The organism is Leclercia adecarboxylata, from assembly GCF_006874705.1.
Taxonomy (GTDB): domain Bacteria; phylum Pseudomonadota; class Gammaproteobacteria; order Enterobacterales; family Enterobacteriaceae; genus Enterobacter; species Enterobacter adecarboxylatus_C.
Genome location: NZ_CP035382.1, coordinates 4,710,453 through 4,726,613, shown reverse-complemented (window position 1 = coordinate 4,726,613; position 16,161 = coordinate 4,710,453). Strand labels below are relative to the sequence as shown.

The 16,161-nt window shown below is 53.9% G+C and carries 18 protein-coding genes and 1 pseudogene; 14 read left to right on the top strand and 5 right to left on the bottom strand.

Annotated features, from left to right (window positions below; all coding sequences use genetic code 11):
* The first annotated feature begins 65 nt into the window (after positions 1–65).
* From ES815_RS23590 to ES815_RS23565, 6 genes are all read left to right on the top strand, one after another.
* Positions 66–1,802: a LamG domain-containing protein gene (locus ES815_RS23590; protein WP_142489982.1), complete on the top strand. Its 1,737-nt coding sequence runs from the start codon at positions 66–68 to the stop codon at positions 1,800–1,802.
* Positions 1,802–2,104: a hypothetical protein gene (locus tag ES815_RS23585; protein WP_142489981.1), complete on the top strand. Its 303-nt coding sequence runs from the start codon at positions 1,802–1,804 to the stop codon at positions 2,102–2,104. The genes ES815_RS23590 and ES815_RS23585 overlap by 1 nt, the downstream gene beginning before the upstream one ends.
* Positions 2,105–2,113: 9 nt before the next feature.
* Entirely contained in the window at positions 2,114–3,070 is a 957-nt protein-coding gene (locus ES815_RS23580; protein ID WP_142489980.1) for a tail fiber domain-containing protein, read from the top strand.
* Between the two features lie 1,018 nt (positions 3,071–4,088).
* Complete coding sequence (locus tag ES815_RS23575) at positions 4,089–4,328, top strand: hypothetical protein (RefSeq protein ID WP_142489979.1); 240 nt, start codon at positions 4,089–4,091, stop codon at positions 4,326–4,328.
* Positions 4,328–4,660 carry a hypothetical protein gene (locus ES815_RS23570; RefSeq protein ID WP_142489978.1) on the top strand — a complete coding sequence of 111 codons (333 nt, stop codon included), beginning with the start codon at positions 4,328–4,330 and terminating at the stop codon, positions 4,658–4,660. Before ES815_RS23575 ends, ES815_RS23570 begins: the two co-directional genes overlap by 1 nt.
* 191 nt (positions 4,661–4,851) lie before the next feature.
* The gene (locus ES815_RS23565) at positions 4,852–5,262 is read left to right on the top strand and encodes a hemerythrin domain-containing protein (RefSeq protein ID WP_048217473.1); all 411 of its coding nucleotides are present in this window, start codon (positions 4,852–4,854) and stop codon (positions 5,260–5,262) included.
* Between the two features lie 85 nt (positions 5,263–5,347).
* On the opposite strand, the gene ES815_RS23560 is transcribed toward ES815_RS23565, so the two are convergent.
* The 3 genes and pseudogenes from ES815_RS23560 to ES815_RS23550 all read right to left on the bottom strand — a co-directional run bounded on the left by ES815_RS23560 (position 5,348) and on the right by ES815_RS23550 (position 6,507).
* Entirely contained in the window at positions 5,348–5,587 is a 240-nt protein-coding gene (locus ES815_RS23560; RefSeq protein ID WP_000497460.1) for a DinI family protein, read from the bottom strand.
* A 261-nt stretch (positions 5,588–5,848) separates the two neighbouring features.
* Positions 5,849–5,944 (bottom strand): annotated as a pseudogene (locus tag ES815_RS24030) (hypothetical protein); the annotation flags it as partial.
* Positions 5,941–6,507, bottom strand: coding sequence for a hydrolase (locus ES815_RS23550; protein WP_142489977.1), 567 nt, complete (start codon positions 6,505–6,507; stop codon positions 5,941–5,943). The gene ES815_RS23550 and the pseudogene ES815_RS24030, both read right to left, overlap by 4 nt.
* Before the next feature lie 239 nt (positions 6,508–6,746).
* Here ES815_RS23550 and aspS point away from each other — a divergent pair, with 239 nt between their 5' ends.
* The 6 genes from aspS (at position 6,747) to ruvB (ending at position 12,113) form a co-directional block, all read left to right on the top strand.
* Positions 6,747–8,519 carry an aspartate--tRNA ligase gene (gene aspS / locus ES815_RS23545; protein WP_142489976.1) on the top strand — a complete coding sequence of 591 codons (1,773 nt, stop codon included), beginning with the start codon at positions 6,747–6,749 and terminating at the stop codon, positions 8,517–8,519.
* A gap of 1 nt (position 8,520) precedes the next feature.
* Positions 8,521–8,964, top strand: coding sequence for a dihydroneopterin triphosphate diphosphatase (gene nudB, locus ES815_RS23540; protein ID WP_142489975.1), 444 nt, complete (start codon positions 8,521–8,523; stop codon positions 8,962–8,964).
* Positions 8,965–9,103: 139 nt separating this feature from the next.
* Complete coding sequence (locus ES815_RS23535; RefSeq protein WP_142489974.1) at positions 9,104–9,844, top strand: YebC/PmpR family DNA-binding transcriptional regulator; 741 nt, start codon at positions 9,104–9,106, stop codon at positions 9,842–9,844.
* A gap of 34 nt (positions 9,845–9,878) precedes the next feature.
* Complete coding sequence (ruvC, locus tag ES815_RS23530) at positions 9,879–10,400, top strand: crossover junction endodeoxyribonuclease RuvC (protein ID WP_039030827.1); 522 nt, start codon at positions 9,879–9,881, stop codon at positions 10,398–10,400.
* Positions 10,401–10,482: 82 nt separating this feature from the next.
* Positions 10,483–11,094 (top strand): Holliday junction branch migration protein RuvA, encoded by a 612-nt coding sequence (ruvA, locus tag ES815_RS23525; RefSeq protein WP_142489973.1) that lies wholly within the window; start codon positions 10,483–10,485, stop codon positions 11,092–11,094.
* A gap of 8 nt (positions 11,095–11,102) precedes the next feature.
* Positions 11,103–12,113 carry a Holliday junction branch migration DNA helicase RuvB gene (gene ruvB / locus ES815_RS23520; protein WP_142489972.1) on the top strand — a complete coding sequence of 337 codons (1,011 nt, stop codon included), beginning with the start codon at positions 11,103–11,105 and terminating at the stop codon, positions 12,111–12,113.
* Positions 12,114–12,214: 101 nt separating this feature from the next.
* Here the strand turns inward: ruvB and znuB are convergent, their stop codons facing one another.
* Positions 12,215–13,000: a zinc ABC transporter permease subunit ZnuB gene (znuB, locus tag ES815_RS23515; RefSeq protein ID WP_142489971.1), complete on the bottom strand. Its 786-nt coding sequence runs from the start codon at positions 12,998–13,000 to the stop codon at positions 12,215–12,217.
* A complete protein-coding gene (znuC, locus tag ES815_RS23510; RefSeq protein WP_142489970.1) occupies positions 12,997–13,752 on the bottom strand; it encodes a zinc ABC transporter ATP-binding protein ZnuC in 756 nt (251 codons plus the stop codon). Before znuC ends, znuB begins: the two co-directional genes overlap by 4 nt.
* 78 nt (positions 13,753–13,830) lie before the next feature.
* Here znuC and znuA point away from each other — a divergent pair, with 78 nt between their 5' ends.
* Entirely contained in the window at positions 13,831–14,775 is a 945-nt protein-coding gene (znuA, locus tag ES815_RS23505; RefSeq protein WP_142490116.1) for a zinc ABC transporter substrate-binding protein ZnuA, read from the top strand.
* Positions 14,776–14,790: 15 nt separating this feature from the next.
* Positions 14,791–16,113 carry a murein DD-endopeptidase MepM gene (gene mepM / locus ES815_RS23500; RefSeq protein ID WP_142489969.1) on the top strand — a complete coding sequence of 441 codons (1,323 nt, stop codon included), beginning with the start codon at positions 14,791–14,793 and terminating at the stop codon, positions 16,111–16,113.
* Positions 16,114–16,161 lie beyond the last annotated feature (48 nt).

Genomic DNA, 16,161 nt, shown 5'->3' with positions numbered 1-16,161 from the left:
ATCCCTACAACCTCAGACCATCCAACCCAGCTCCGGCTGGGTTTTTCATTTTAAGGACATCACGAATGGCCACACTTGATGACGATTTAGCGAAAGCCGTCACGGAAGGGTTTCGCCTGGCGCAAAGCAGTATCATCAACCAGGACCTTATTTTATCGGGTGCCGGTGATGTCACCGTAACCCTGGCAGACGGCTCGAAAAAGACGGGTCCCAGCTGGACGAAGCTGATCGCCCAGGCCGGTGCGGCAGGAGCCAGCGCTGCTGCTGCCAAAACCTCAGAAACGAACGCAAAAACCTCTGAGACGAATGCGAACTCGTCCAAAACTGCTGCGGCAACATCTGCGACAAATGCCAAAACCTCAGAGACCAACGCCAAGACCTCAGAAACCAACGCGAAAACCTCTGAGACGAATGCCAAAACGTCGGAGACCGACGCAGCCGCCAGCGCCAGCAGTGCCGCAGCATCACTGGCCGCCGCGCAGTTGCTGACGTCAGTTCCTTATGAGGACGCCCCATACCCTGACGTATGGGCTCCGCTCTCTGACGATCTGCGCTTGCTGGCTGGCTTTGCGCCTTATGACAAGCTGACCATCTCGGGTCAGGTGCTGGAGCTGCCATCGAAGTCAGTGACGCTTACCCGGGCGGGTACGGGAACATATACCGATAAATCTGGAGTGTTGCGCACTGCCGCTATTAACGAACCCCGTTTCGAAAAAGAGGGTTTATTGATTGAAGAGCAGAGAACGAACCAGGCCTTATACTCACAGGATTTAAGCAATGCTTACTGGCCTAAAGCAAGAGTCATTACAACCACCGGATTTTCTGCGCCTGACGGCAGCAATAATGCAATTAAGTTAATTCCAAATACAGAAGCTGCCTCATCCCATTACATCAGCAAACCTTTATCCGCGGTAGCGGGTAACGCCTATGTCTGGAGTATTTTTGTAAAAGCCGGTGAGTATACCAAGTGCAGGCTTAATTTTTCAGGGTCAGCAACAACTAACAATATGAGCTGCGACTTTGATTTAATTACAGGCACAGCTACCGGTGTGACAAGTGAAGGCGTTCCTACAATTACACCGTTAGCTGACGGCTGGTTCCGCGTATCCTCGAAGACAGAGGTATATGCAACCAGCGGTGTGGTCAATATCAATATCTGGATTATGGAACAAAATACCACCACCTTTACCGGGGATGGCATTAAGGGGTTATATATCTGGGGCGCTCAGTTTGAGCAAGGCGCCACAATGACGAGTTTCATTCCGACAACAACCGCAACAGTAACCCGGGCCGCTGACGACTGCATATTGCAACGTTCAGGTAATGATAACTGGTGGGGGCCAATAACGATTGCTCTTGAGCTGCACTGCAATGGAGTCACCAGTTCTGGCGCGTCAACGAGCGATCGAAGGGGGATTCTGGCCTTTTATCCATCCAGTACCGAATTTGCAGTAATGATGCTGGACGCCTCCTCTACGCAGTCAGGGAGACTTGCCTTTGCATACGGCCCCGCGACATACAATTTTTATACTGGCAGGGTCGATGACGGAAAGGTACACACGCTGGCATGCGTGAGTGACACGGTAGTGAATAAAAGCGTTATTGACGGCGGAGCTCCAAGCAACCCAACACCAACCTCAAGACCAACACCTGACAGGATTTTTTCTGCAAATACGGTTATTTATCTGGGGCGTGGTGCGGGCATTACTACAGCAGGCCAGAGAATGCTTAACGGCCATATACGAAACCTGCGCATCTGGCATCGCGCACTCACCGACAACCAAATCAGAGGACTCCGCTAATGAGAGACTTATATCTGCGCTTTGCTGACGCCGATGAAATACGTATGCAGTTAATCGGGGCGGGTTTTCTGGTCGATGAAGAACAGGGCTGTTTATTCCACCCGGATATCAGCCTGGATATCATCGGGGTTATTACCATCGTCAGCGATATTGAAAATCCGGGGCAGGAAAACGAGTTAATAAAATATTCCGAGGAACCCGGTTACCACGCCAATATCCGGGTAATAAATGACGGGCTTGATTTATCACCTCTGGATGAATTCATCGTGACTCCAAAAACGCCTGCTCGCGTCTGGGCATAAGGAAATTACATGGCAAACCGAATTGACAGCATTGAACTGACGCAGGCCAATGGTACATGGATATCATTAATCAACAGCGCATCAGTGCCGGGTAATAGCACGTCTACTTTAGGTGGTCAGATACGCTCTCAATTTAATATCGCAGGAGCCGAGGCCGCTTCTGCTTTGTTTGAAGCATTGTATTTTAAGGACGCTGCCGGGGCTATTACCCGTCGGTGCCGTATCACTGTGAAAGGGGGAACCCCTCCGGCTGACGCCGATGTCGTAGAGATTGGGCAAAATGGGCAGATATTCTGTAACGGCGCAGTATTTAAGGGACAGACCGGAATATCACCCTCATTGCAACTGTTCGGGAATACTAACGCGGGCGTTTTCGTGAACAGTTATCCCTACAATAAAGCGGGTGAGCCCTATACGCGCAGGATTATGAGAATAGGTGCTTCAAGTTCCGCCAGTCAGGACATCGCGTCTATATCCGTGGCTGGCGGGTATACCTGTCGGGCCGGGACAGGTGGGATTGATAATCACGATAACGCCTTCAATTTCAACTGGTTGAATAGCACGCTAATAGCCTACATTGACTCATCAAACGTAGGTACTATCCAGATGCAAAGTACCTGTGATGCCGAACTTAAAAAGAACAAGGTATACGTTACTGACAAAATGGCTGCGCTGACGGAGGTTTTGCAGTGGAAGCCGGCTACCTTTAAGTACAAAGCGCGTGGCATCCTGCCGGAGAGTGAAACCAAACTCAGCTTCATTGCAAACGACCTGGCTGAGACTTCACCAGAAACTGTCAAGGGTGAGGGCATCTCTCCTGGAGAGGATATTCAGGACAATGCGGTTTTTGCAAAAAGCTACATTCTGGACAAAGACGCTATGATCGCCAAACTGACACTGGCGCTTCAGGCCACAAACCAGAAGTTAGACGAGTTGCAGTCTGAAATCCAGTCATTGAAAGCGTGACGGTATCAGGATGTTTGGCGATGATTTTCATCAGCCGTATTTTCGATATCTCTTAAGAGAAAAAAGCCCGTACGGGAACGGGCACAAATCCCTTAGTTTTGTTATCAATCCCGCGCTCATGACGCAGGTCGTTAACATATCGGCAGCATCAGCCATTACTTTAGGTAGGTAGCATCAACACTTCGTTTAAAATCATCTACCTTTAATGAAGGTGAATCCCCCTTTGCGGCGGGGCAATCCAGTTAACTGCTAAGTGCAGATATGCTTGCGGCCCGTATAACTGGTAACGAGTCACCGGGAGGCACCCGGCACCTGTATCAGAGTAAGCTGTTTGTGTGTGCTGATTTCATTTGCCTGCCTAATCAGCAGGCTTTTTTTTACGGCCTGGATGGTGAGTCCTGGATGGCAAGTGTTGCGTTTTTAGCTGTTTGGTTTGTGCTGAACGTGTCAGGTCTTATCAGTCTTTTGAGAACGTTATTAAATATCTGGTGCGATCAGGAGCAAGTCTAAATACCGCTTAAAATGATGTCTGGTCCGACCATGGTTACCGGAACATTAAGGAATATTAAACTATCGTTTAGCTAAAAGGATGAGGTGTATTGGATCAGCTAACAGCCTGGAGGCATCATACCTGCTATGAAATTGATCTGTCCTATTTGCAGAAGCAACCGGTTCTTTTACACTTCCTTCAATCCCGTGCTAAACCTGCCACACGGCGCGGTATGTTCCGTATGCGGAACCCGACTTACTACGCGCTCCATTCGTCCAACGCCACGTAGAAGACGCTGGCCTAAACAGGTGGTTTAAGCCCCTGCTGACACGAAGCGGGCTCCGGTCACCGCTACAGCCCTCTGGGCCTTTCAGAGCTCAGTTTTATACCGGAAATTCTGGTATACCCGCTTGGTCAATTCGGCAGAACAGCCAGATATTCAGCATTATCTATCAATAGGCAATGCTTTCTTGATCTGCACCCTCTTTAAAACTACTGTATATAAAAACAGTGGAAGGAGTGCGGCTCATGCCCCGCCGTTCCGACATTCACGCCGCATTTGTGGCCGCAATACAGCTAAACCCCAAGGGCTACCGGTGCTTACGCACTGAAGACTTTATCCGCGAGTTGGCAAAAGTCCATTGGCATTTCAGCCGGGCCGACGCCAACGAGTGGATAGAGCGCTATCAGCCCGACTTCGCCGACAAGACTACAGACCTGAGCGAGAACCGCCTGTGGATCCTGCGCAATATGGGGAGGGTTCACTAATGGGCTTCGCCTCACCAGCTACCGACTATATAGAGCAGCGGGTTACGCCAGCCAGTGTCTGCATGACTCCCGACAGTCGCATCCTCGAGACGTCGGCGGGTTATGCGATCATCGTCCCGGTCACGCGCCCACAGCAGGGTGATGCGCTGTTGATTCTGTCCGGAGGTCGGACGCAGTTTGCGAAGCTTAGGGGTAAAGCGTTAATCACGGATGACGGCGAAGCGATCGAAGGTGATGCAGCTGAAGAGGCTGAGGTTATGAGGCGGGTGACGCACTTTATCAACAGCACTGATGCTGCGATATCTCCTGAGGCGGCATTGGCGCAGTTTTGAGACATATGTACGATAGAAAAATTCCGAAGATTGGCAATAGATCTCTTTATATTTGCATTCAAATTTTGTTTATTATGTATTTACATAACGTAAATTTATAAAATTTAATAAAAACAACTCAGGTTGCTTATTTTTAAAGATGCATTTAATATATATGTTATAAATTGCAAAGCTCATTAAGGGATTCCCCAGTGAATATTGATAAAATGAAGATCCAGCATGCCGAGATTATCCATAAAATTAGCCGCCTCAGGGAGCTTAGCCGGGCGGGTGTGACGGCTCATGCGCAAGAAATCGCTCAAACCGTTATCAGTATGAGTTCTGTGATTAAAGTACACCTTTCTGCCGAAGATCAGTTTTTATATCCTTATCTGGAAAAGGTGAACGATCAAAAGCTAAAAACAATGAGCGTAAATTTTCAGCGCGAGATGGCTGATATTGTTGCCGAGTATGAAAAGTTTTCCCGTCGCTGGAATACGGCAAATAAGCTTATCAATTGTGACGAGGCATTTCGCCGCGACGCGAATGTAGTGTTGCGCAAGGTGCATGAACGAATGCAGCGCGAGGATCATAATTTTTATCCGCTGGTAGAGCAGCTTTAAAAAAGGGCGGCAATGGTTCATCCAATACGGGAATTTGGTTTCCCGTATCCAGAAAGGTATGAAAAGGACTTGGTAAAAGCTGGCACTACTCCGAAACTAACCACATATCGGATTCTTCAAACATTTCCTCCAGCATGCGGTTCAGCTTCTCCCGATCGCTTTTGCTGGCATCGCTGTTTAAGCCGTTCGCCTGCATCGGCTTAACCTTCACTTCTGCATCCGGAAAGATCCGGTGCACTCGCTTTGTTAACTCATTCAGAATTATTTCTCTGGCACCTGTTAATCCTTCAACATTCCGTTTGTCGTACACCAACTCAACGAACATACCGCCTCCAAAGCAACAATGATTTTGCACGCAATTTATACTGTTTATTTATACAGTGTCAACGGTTGGGCACGTAGCTTTTTAAGGAAGGTTTTTGGGGCATGTATGGGGCATAAATGCCAGTTTTGGGGCATGGTTGGGACATTTTAACTCATATGAACTTAACCGAATTTCATATGGAGGCGTCTTATAATGCACTGATTAACCTAAAGAAAACACATGCTCTTGGGCGTTCTTTAGTGATTTTAAAAATTACCGCGTCACGCAGTTAAAGTAGCGGGCGTACTCTTCAAGACCGTTGATACCCAGCCGCACCCATTTCGGGTGCGACCATTGGGGTAAACCCAGATAGATCATAGTGCGTTGATAATCTCGTCGGTGCTGCGCACGCGGCTGATGCGCGGGAAGATATGCGTCACGCTGGCCTGATGCTGCTCGGCGGTGGCCGTGCTGCACGCATCTTCGGCGATCACCAGATTAAAGCCCAGCTCCCAGGCGTTACGCGCGGTGGATTCCACGCCAATGTTGGTGGCGATCCCACACAGAATAATAGTCTCAATGCCGCGACGGCGCAGCTGCAGCTCCAGGTCGGTGCCGTAGAAGGCACCCCACTGGCGTTTGGTCACTTCGATATCGCTGTCGCGTTTACCGAGTGACGCGGGATAGGTCCACCAGTTGTCCGGCAGGGCATGGGCCGCGCCCTGAGCGTCGACAGGCTGCTTCAGCGCCTCGGCAAAGTCCGCAGACCAGCCCACGCGCACCATCACCACCGGCGAGCCGCTGGCGCGGCATTTTTCTGCCAGACGTGCGCTGCGGCTGACCACCTCATCCGCCGTATGTGGGCCACCGGCAAAGGGCAGGATCCCTTCCTGTAAATCAATGACCACGAGGGCGGTACGGGCAGCGTCGAGTGTAAGCATGGTTGTTCCTGTTAAAAAGTTAGCGTCCGGAATACCTTACGCGTCCAGGCATGTTGTGGGTCTGATATTTTTGTTAATTTTTGTGAGAATATGCAAGATGCGAGCAGCAATCGTGCGTCTGGCGTGCTTCTCTCTTATCGTCTGGCGGAATTTCCAGTATAATAGCCGCCTTTTTTCATCCAGTTTGACATACAGAAAGCTGCGACCTTGTAGCCTGCGGCTAAGTTAAGGGATATCTCATGCGTACAGAATATTGCGGGCAGCTGCGTCAGTCCCACGTCGGACAGCAGGTGACCCTGTGTGGTTGGGTCAACCGTCGTCGTGATCTTGGCAGCCTTATCTTTATCGATATGCGCGACCGTGAAGGCATCGTGCAGGTATTTTTCGATCCGGATCGTGCCGACGCGTTAAAGCTGGCATCTGAGCTGCGTAATGAGTTCTGCATCCAGGTGACCGGCACCGTGCGTGCGCGTGACGAAAAGAACATCAACAGCGACATGGCGACCGGCGAAATCGAAGTGCTGGCAACCGATCTGACCATCATTAACCGTTCAGAATCACTGCCGCTGGACTTCAACCACGTCAATACCGAAGAAGCGCGTCTGAAATATCGCTATCTCGACCTGCGTCGCCCGGAGATGGCCGATCGCCTGAAAACCCGTGCGAAAATCACCAGCCTGGTGCGCCGCTTTATGGACGATCACGGTTTCCTCGATATCGAAACCCCGATGCTGACCAAAGCGACCCCGGAAGGCGCACGTGACTACCTCGTGCCATCCCGTGTACATAAAGGCAAATTCTACGCGCTGCCGCAGTCTCCTCAGCTGTTCAAACAGCTGCTGATGATGTCCGGCTTTGACCGTTACTACCAGATCGTTAAATGCTTCCGCGACGAAGATCTGCGTGCTGACCGCCAGCCTGAATTTACCCAGATCGACGTCGAGACCTCCTTCATGACCGCCGAGCAGGTGCGCGAAGTGATGGAAGCGCTGGTGCGCAGCCTGTGGCAGGACGTGAAGGGTGTGGATCTGGGCGACTTCCCGATCATGACCTTCGCCGAAGCCGAGCGTCGCTACGGCTCCGACAAACCAGACCTGCGTAACCCGATGGAGCTGGTGGACGTTGCTGACCTACTGAAAGACGTTGAATTCGCCGTCTTCTCCGGCCCGGCGAACGATCCGAAAGGCCGCGTGGCTGCCCTGCGCGTACCGGGCGGTGCGAGCCTGAGCCGCAAGCAGATCGACGACTACGGCAACTTCATTAAGATCTATGGCGCGAAAGGCCTGGCTTACATCAAAGTCACCGAGCGTGCGAAAGGCATTGAAGGCATCACCAGCCCGGTCGCCAAATTCCTCAACGCTGAGATCGTCGAATCCATTCTGGCGCGCACTGAAGCCCAGGACGGGGACATGATCTTCTTCGGCGCGGACAACAAGAAAGTGGTTGCCGATTCAATGGGCGCACTGCGCCTGAAACTGGGTAAAGACCTGAACCTGACCGACGAAGCCAAATGGGCGCCGCTGTGGGTGATAGACTTCCCAATGTTCGAAGACGACGGCGAAGGCGGTCTGACCGCAATGCACCACCCGTTCACCTCGGCAAAAGAGATGAGCGCGGCAGATCTGAAAGCGGCACCGGAAGACGCGGTCGCTAACGCCTATGATATGGTCATCAACGGCTACGAAGTGGGCGGTGGTTCCGTGCGTATTCACAGCATGGAAATGCAGCAGACGGTGTTCGGTATTCTGGGTATCAACGAACAGGAACAGCGCGAGAAGTTCGGCTTCCTGCTGGATGCCCTGAAGTACGGTACGCCTCCGCACGCAGGCCTGGCCTTTGGTCTGGATCGCCTGACCATGCTGCTGACCGGTACCGACAACATTCGTGACGTTATCGCTTTCCCGAAAACCACCGCCGCTGCCTGTCTGATGACCGAAGCGCCAAGCTTTGCTAACCCAACCTCACTGAGCGAGCTGGGTATCGAAGTGGTGAAAAAGGAAGAGAAAAACTGATATGACATATAAGCTTCCCGTTTCTGTCTTAGTTGTCATTTATGCCCAGGACACGAAGCGGGTGCTGATGTTGCAGCGGCGCGACGATCCCGCGTTCTGGCAGTCGGTTACCGGCAGCCTGGAAGAGGGTGAAACCGCGCTGCAGGCCGCCGCGCGCGAAGTAAAGGAAGAGGTCGCCATTGACGTTGCTCGCGAGCAACTGACCCTGAAGGACTGTCAGCGCACGGTGGATTTTGAAATTTTTAGCCATTTACGTCATCGCTACGCGCCGGGGACTGAACGCAATACGGAATCCTGGTTCTGCCTTGCGCTTCCTCACGAGCGGGAGATCGTGTTCACCGAACACCTGACCTACCGCTGGGTTAGCGCGGCCGAGGCCGCGTCGTTAACCAAGTCGTGGAGCAACCGGCAGGCGATTGAAGAATTTGTAATCAATGTTAATTAATTTCCAAGCATTTCAGTTTCCAGGAAGGCGGCAAGGTCGCGAATCGCCAGGAGCTTACATCGGTAAGTGACTGGTGTGAGCGGGCGCAGCCAACGCATCTGGAAGCTGAAAGGCGCAGGATAATTTTGAGGAACTTTTTATGGCAGGTCATAGTAAGTGGGCCAACACCAAACACCGCAAAGCGGCACAGGATGCCAAACGCGGTAAGATCTTTACCAAAATCATTCGTGAGCTGGTTACCGCAGCCCGTCTGGGCGGCGGCGATGCCGGCTCCAACCCACGTCTGCGCGCAGCGATCGATAAAGCGCTGAGCAACAACATGACGCGTGACACCCTGAACCGTGCTATCGCCCGTGGCGTAGGCGGCGACGATGACACCAACATGGAAACCATCATTTATGAAGGTTACGGTCCAGGCGGCACGGCGGTGATGATTGAGTGTCTGTCCGACAACCGTAACCGTACCGTTGCGGAAGTGCGTCACGCCTTCACCAAAACCGGTGGCAACCTGGGTACCGACGGTTCCGTGGCCTACCTGTTCAGCAAAAAAGGGGTGATCTCCTTCGAGAAAGGCGACGAAGACGTGATCATGGAAGCGGCGCTGGAAGCCGGTGCTGAAGATGTTGTGACCTATGACGACGGCGCGATTGACGTCTATACCACATGGGAAGAGATGGGTGCGGTGCGTGATGCGCTGGAAGCGGCAGGTCTGAAAGCCGACGCGGCTGAAGTCACCATGATCCCGTCCACCAAAGCGGACATGGATGCGGAAACCGCACCAAAACTGCTGCGTCTGATCGACATGCTCGAAGACTGCGACGATGTGCAGGAAGTTTACCACAACGGTGAAATCTCCGACGAGGTTGCGGCTACGCTGTAATGGCCCAACGTAAACCGACAACCGGAGAGGCGTGATGGCGATTATTCTCGGTATTGACCCGGGCTCACGCATCACCGGTTATGGCGTAATCCGCCAGGTCGGGCGTCAGTTGACCTACCTTGGCAGCGGTTGTATCCGTACCAAAGTGGACGATCTGCCGTCGCGTCTGAAGCTCATCTACGCGGGCGTGACGGAGATCATTACCCAGTTCCAGCCGGACTATTTCGCCATCGAACAGGTGTTTATGGCGAAGAACGCCGACTCAGCGCTGAAGCTCGGTCAGGCACGCGGCGTGGCGATTGTCGCGGCGGTAAATCAGGATCTGCCGGTGTTTGAATACGCCGCGCGGCAGGTCAAGCAAACCGTGGTGGGGAACGGTGGAGCAGACAAAAGCCAGGTGCAGCACATGGTGCGAACCCTGTTAAAACTGCCCGCCAATCCGCAGGCGGATGCCGCCGATGCCCTGGCGATCGCCATTACCCACTGCCACGTCAGCCAGAACGCGATGCAGATAAGCGAGTCGCGGCTCAATCTGGCGCGCGGTCGATTGCGCTAAATATGAAATCAGGCTGGATGTTTATCCAGCCTTTTTTTATTATGGCAGCGGTAACTTTTAGCCCTTAACGCAGGAGCGTCACGTGATAGGCAGACTCAGAGGCATCATCTTAGAAAAACAACCCCCGATAGTGCTGCTTGAGGCCGGAGGCGTGGGCTACGAAGTGCATATGCCGATGACCTGCTTCTATGAATTGCCGGACGCGGGCAAAGAGGCGATTGTCTTCACCCACTTTGTCGTGCGTGAAGATGCCCAGCTGCTGTTTGGCTTTAACAATAAGCAGGAACGCACCCTGTTTAAAGAGCTGATCAAAACTAACGGCGTAGGGCCAAAGCTGGCGCTGGCGATCCTCTCCGGGATGTCGGCTCCACAGTTTGTTAACGCCGTTGAGCGCGAAGACCCCGCCGCACTGATTAAACTTCCCGGCATCGGCAAGAAAACGGCCGAGCGCCTGATTGTTGAGATGAAAGATCGCTTTAAAGGTCTGCACGGCGATCTGTTTACCCCTGCTGCTGACCTGGTGCTGACGTCACCTGCCGGCCCGACAGCAGACGATGCGGAACAGGAAGCGGTTGCCGCGCTGGTGGCGCTGGGCTATAAACCTCAGGAAGCGAGCCGGATGGTCAGCAAGATTGCTAAACCGGACGCGACCAGTGAAACCCTGATTCGTGAAGCGCTGCGCGCTGCATTGTGAGGTAAAGGATGATTGAAGCAGACCGTCTGGTCTCGGCCGGCAGCGTTCAGACAGAAGATCTGGTGGACCGTGCGATCCGCCCGAAGCTGCTGGATGAGTATATTGGCCAGCCGCAGGTACGCTCGCAGATGGAGATCTTTATCCAGGCGGCGAAACTTCGTGGCGACGCACTCGACCACCTGCTGATTTTTGGCCCGCCAGGGCTCGGGAAAACCACGCTTGCCAACATTGTCGCCAACGAGATGGGCGTCAATCTGCGCACCACCTCCGGCCCGGTGCTGGAGAAAGCGGGCGATCTGGCAGCGATGCTGACCAACCTCGAACCTCACGATGTGTTGTTTATCGATGAGATCCACCGCCTGTCACCGGTGGTGGAAGAGGTGCTCTATCCGGCGATGGAAGATTACCAGCTGGATATCATGATTGGCGAAGGTCCGGCGGCGCGCTCGATTAAGATCGATCTGCCGCCCTTCACCCTGATTGGCGCCACCACCCGCGCGGGCTCGTTAACCTCGCCGCTGCGCGACCGTTTCGGTATCGTGCAGCGCCTCGAGTTTTATCAGGTGCCCGACCTCCAGCATATCGTCAGCCGCAGCGCGCGCTACATGGGGCTGGAGATGAGCGAAGAGGGGGCCTTTGAAGTGGCGAAGCGCTCCCGCGGTACGCCGCGTATTGCGAACCGACTGCTGCGTAGGGTGCGTGATTTTGCCGAGGTGAAGCACGACGGCTCCATTTCGCATGAGATCGCCGCTCAGGCGCTGGATATGCTGAACGTGGATGCCGAAGGGTTTGACTATATGGACCGCAAGCTGCTGCTGGCGGTGCTGGACAAGTTCTTTGGCGGGCCGGTCGGGCTGGATAACCTGGCGGCAGCGATTGGTGAAGAGCGGGAAACCATTGAAGATGTGCTGGAGCCGTACCTGATCCAGCAGGGCTTTTTGCAGCGCACGCCACGCGGGCGCATGGCGACGGTGCGTGCCTGGGATCACTTTGGCATTACGCCGCCGGAGATGCCTTAACCTCTGCGAAAATTGCCGGATGGCGGCTGCGCCTTATCCGGCCTGGATTAGCGCGATCCTGTAGGCCCGGTAAGCGTAGCGCCACCGGGCAATTAATTACCTCAGCTGGCCGGTTTCTTCATCATGCTGAAGATAAACAGCGCTGCCGCACAGAGCACCACCGACGGTCCGGCTGGGGTGTCGTAAAACGCTGAGAAGGTTAACCCTCCGGTCACGGCAATCATCCCGACACCCACGGCTACGCTGGCCATCTGCTCCGGCGTGCGGGCAAAACGACGCGCGGTGGCGGCGGGGATAATCAGCAGCGACGTAATAATTAACGCCCCGACAAACTTCATCGCCACGCCAATGGTCAGGGCGGTCACCAGCATCAGCAGCAGCTTGACGCGTTGCAGCTTCACGCCATCAACAAAGGCTAAATCCGGGCTGATGGTCATCGCCAGCAGGTTACGCCACTGCCACAGCAGGATAGCCAGCACGATTACCACCCCGATGGCGATAGCAATCAGATCGTCCGGCGTCACCGCCAGCAGGTCGCCGAAGAGATAGGCCATCAGATCCACGCGAATGTTGGACATCAGGCTGACCACCACCAGACCCAGCGACAGGGCGCTGTGCGCCATGATCCCGAGCAGCGTATCCACCGCCAGGTGCGGGCGCTTCTCCAGCCACACCAGACCGGCGGCCAGCAGCAGCGTCACCGCAATCACTGCATAGAACGGATTAACATCCAGCAGTAAGCCAAACGCCACACCCAGCAGGGAGGCGTGGGCGAGGGTATCGCCAAAGTAAGACATCCGACGCCAGACGACAAACGAGCCCAGTGGACCCGCCGCGCAGGCGAGCATCATCCCGGCCAGCCAGCCGGGCAATAATAATTCAATCATGAGTTACCGTTTCCCCGGCGAAGGACAATGCGTCCCTGCAAATCATGGCGGTGGTTGTGATGGTGGCGATAAATGCCCAGCTGCTCGGCGCCGCGTGGGCCAAACATCGAGATAAACTCAGGGTGCATGGAGACCACTTCCGGTGTGCCAGAACAGCAGATGTGATGGTTCAGACAGAGCACTTCGTCTGTTTTTGCCATCACCAGATGCAGATCGTGTGACACCATCAGCACGGCGCAGTCCAGCTCTTTGCGCAGCTGATCGATCAGGTCATACAGCGCCACCTGACCGTTGACGTCCACCCCCTGGGTAGGCTCGTCGAGCACCAGCAGCTGCGGCTTGTTGAGCAGGGCGCGGGCCAGCAGCACGCGCTGGGTCTCGCCCCCGGAGAGCTTTTGCAGGGGCGCGTCGATCAGATGCCCGGCCTGTACCCGCTTGAGCGCCGGAAGAATGTCCTCTTTGCGCGTATCGGGACGCAGACGCAGAAAACGGCTGACCGTGAGCGGCAGGGTGGCGTCCAGGTGCAGCTTCTGCGGTACATAGCCGATGCGCAGCTGCCGGTCACGCTTGATAAGGCCGCTGTCGGGTGCTACCAGGCCCAGCACCACGCGCACCAGCGTCGATTTACCCGCGCCATTGGGGCCAAGCAGCGTCAAAATTTTACCGGGTTTCAAATCCAGCGAAACGTCAGAGAGGACGCGGCGCTGACCGAATGAAACCGAAATGTTTTCGAGAGTTACCAGATTCGTCATGTCAATTTTATGCTTGCAGAAGTCATCGAATGTTATAATATCACATTCCACCAACTCATTACGATGAATAGTCGCATTATGTTACAGAAAAATACGCTTCTTTTCGCAGCATTATCCGCTGCCCTTTGGGGTTCAACAGCACAAGATGTTAACGCCGCCGTTGTCGCTTCGCTTAAGCCGCTCGGTTTTATCGCTTCCGCTATTGCAGATGGCGTGACGGAAACCCAGGTGTTACTGCCTGATGGTGCCTCTGAACATGACTATTCCCTGCGCCCTTCGGATGTAAAACGCTTACAAAACGCAGACTTAGTGGTCTGGATTGGGCCAGAGATGGAAGCCTTCATGCAGAAGTCTGCAAGTCAGCTGCCGGATGCTAAACAGGTTAACATTTCTAATCTTACGGGTGTGAAACCGCTGCTCATGAAAGGGTCTGATGATGACGATCATGACCACGATCACGGGAGCGCTGAAGGGGAAAAAGGTGACGAGCATCACCATCACGGTGAGTACAATATGCACCTTTGGCTTTCCCCAGAGATAGCACGCCTTTCGGCGGTTGCAATCCATGAAAAATTAGTGGAACTTATGCCGCAAAGTCGAGCCAAACTTGACGCCAACCTGAAGGATTTTGAGGCACAACTTGCCGCAACCGACAAGCAGGTGGGTACCGAGCTCGCACCACTGAAAGGTAAAGGATATTTCGTTTTTCATGATGCCTACGGCTACTATGAAAAACACTACGGTCTCACGCCGCTTGGCCATTTCACCGTCAATCCAGAAATTCAACCCGGTGCGCAGCGTTTACATGAAATCAGAACACAGTTGGTTGAGCAGAAAGCGTCCTGCGTTTTTGCTGAGCCACAGTTCAGGCCAGCGGTCGTTGAAGCCGTGGCAAGGGGTACGTCCGTGCGTATGGGCACCCTTGACCCACTTGGAACCTCTATCCAGTTGAGCAAAGCGAGCTATTCGCAGTTCCTCAGCCAACTGGCGAACCAGTATGCGAGCTGCCTGAAAGGAGATTAACGAGGAAGTGAATACGTGCAACAGATAGCCCGCTCTGTCGCCCTGGCATTTAATAATTTGCCCCGGCCCCACCGCGTCATGCTGGGGTCGCTTACTGTTCTCACCTTAGCGGTCGCCGTCTGGCGGCCCTATATTTACCACCCAAATTCCACGCCAGTTATCAAGACCATCGAACTGGAAAGAAACGAAATCCGCTCACTGTTGCCCGAAGCCAGTGAACCTATCGACCAGGCCCCGCAGGAAGAAGAAGCTATTCCGCAGGATGAACTGGATGACAAAATCGCCCCTGAAAGCGGCGTCCATGAATATGTGGTTTCAACTGGCGATACCTTAAGCAGCGTGCTTAACCAGTACGGTATCGATATGGGCGAAATCAGCCGGCTTGCTGCCGCGGATAAAGATCTGCGTAACCTGAAAATTGGTCAGCAGCTTTCATGGACCCTGACCGACAGCGGCGATTTACAGCGCCTGACCTGGGAAGTCTCCCGTCGTGAAACCCGCACCTACGATCGTGCTGAAAACGGTTTCAAGATGAGCAGCGAAATGCAGCAGGGCGACTGGGTTAACAGCGCTATCAAAGGCACCTTAGGCGGCGGCAGTTTCGTTGCCAGCGCGCGTGAAGCGGGTCTGACCAGCGGTGAAATCAGTTCAGTGATCAAAGCCATGCAGTGGCAGATGGACTTCCGTAAGCTGAGAAAAGGCGATGCCTGGTCGGTGCTGATGTCCCGCGAAATGCTGGACGGCAAGCGCGAGCAGAGCCAGCTGCTTGGGGTTCGTTTACGCTCTGACGGGAAAGATTATTATGCGATCCGCGCCGAAGACGGCAAATTCTACGATCGCAACGGGACCGGTCTGGCGAAAGGCTTCTTGCGCTTCCCGACCTCGAAACAGTTCCGCGTCTCCTCGAACTTTAACCCGCGTCGTCTGAACCCGGTTACCGGCCGCGTAGCCCCGCACCGCGGTGTGGACTTTGCTATGCCGCAGGGGACACCTGTTCTGGCAGTCGGTGATGGCGAAGTGGTGATGGCAAAACGCAGCGGTGCCGCCGGCTATTACGTTGCCGTGCGTCATGGACGTACCTACACCACCCGCTATATGCACCTGCGTAAGCTGCTGGTGAAGCCGGGGCAGAAGGTGAAGCGTGGCGATCGCATCGCGCTATCGGGCAATACCGGGCGTTCTACCGGCCCGCACCTGCACTATGAAGTGTGGATCAACCAGCAGGCGGTCAACCCGTTAACGGCGAAACTGCCGCGTACCGAAGGGTTGACCGGTAAGGACCGTAGCGATTATCTGGCGCAGGTCAAAGAGGTTATGCCGCAGCTCAGTATTAATTAATCCTGCAGCGATAAAAGCCGGTGCGTTACTGCACCGGCTTTTTCTTTT

Coding starts and splice junctions, on each gene's coding strand:
- ES815_RS23590 (WP_142489982.1), top strand. CDS start 66: ATGGCCACACTTGATGACGATTTAGCGAAAGCCGTCACGGAAGGGTTT.
- ES815_RS23585 (WP_142489981.1), top strand. CDS start 1,802: ATGAGAGACTTATATCTGCGCTTTGCTGACGCCGATGAAATACGTATG.
- ES815_RS23580 (WP_142489980.1), top strand. CDS start 2,114: ATGGCAAACCGAATTGACAGCATTGAACTGACGCAGGCCAATGGTACA.
- ES815_RS23575 (WP_142489979.1), top strand. CDS start 4,089: ATGCCCCGCCGTTCCGACATTCACGCCGCATTTGTGGCCGCAATACAG.
- ES815_RS23570 (WP_142489978.1), top strand. CDS start 4,328: ATGGGCTTCGCCTCACCAGCTACCGACTATATAGAGCAGCGGGTTACG.
- ES815_RS23560 (WP_000497460.1), bottom strand. CDS start 5,587: ATGTTCGTTGAGTTGGTGTACGACAAACGGAATGTTGAAGGATTAACA.
- ES815_RS23550 (WP_142489977.1), bottom strand. CDS start 6,507: ATGCTTACACTCGACGCTGCCCGTACCGCCCTCGTGGTCATTGATTTA.
- aspS (WP_142489976.1), top strand. CDS start 6,747: ATGCGTACAGAATATTGCGGGCAGCTGCGTCAGTCCCACGTCGGACAG.
- nudB (WP_142489975.1), top strand. CDS start 8,521: ATGACATATAAGCTTCCCGTTTCTGTCTTAGTTGTCATTTATGCCCAG.
- ES815_RS23535 (WP_142489974.1), top strand. CDS start 9,104: ATGGCAGGTCATAGTAAGTGGGCCAACACCAAACACCGCAAAGCGGCA.
- ruvC (WP_039030827.1), top strand. CDS start 9,879: ATGGCGATTATTCTCGGTATTGACCCGGGCTCACGCATCACCGGTTAT.
- ruvB (WP_142489972.1), top strand. CDS start 11,103: ATGATTGAAGCAGACCGTCTGGTCTCGGCCGGCAGCGTTCAGACAGAA.
- znuB (WP_142489971.1), bottom strand. CDS start 13,000: ATGATTGAATTATTATTGCCCGGCTGGCTGGCCGGGATGATGCTCGCC.
- znuC (WP_142489970.1), bottom strand. CDS start 13,752: ATGACGAATCTGGTAACTCTCGAAAACATTTCGGTTTCATTCGGTCAG.
- znuA (WP_142490116.1), top strand. CDS start 13,831: ATGTTACAGAAAAATACGCTTCTTTTCGCAGCATTATCCGCTGCCCTT.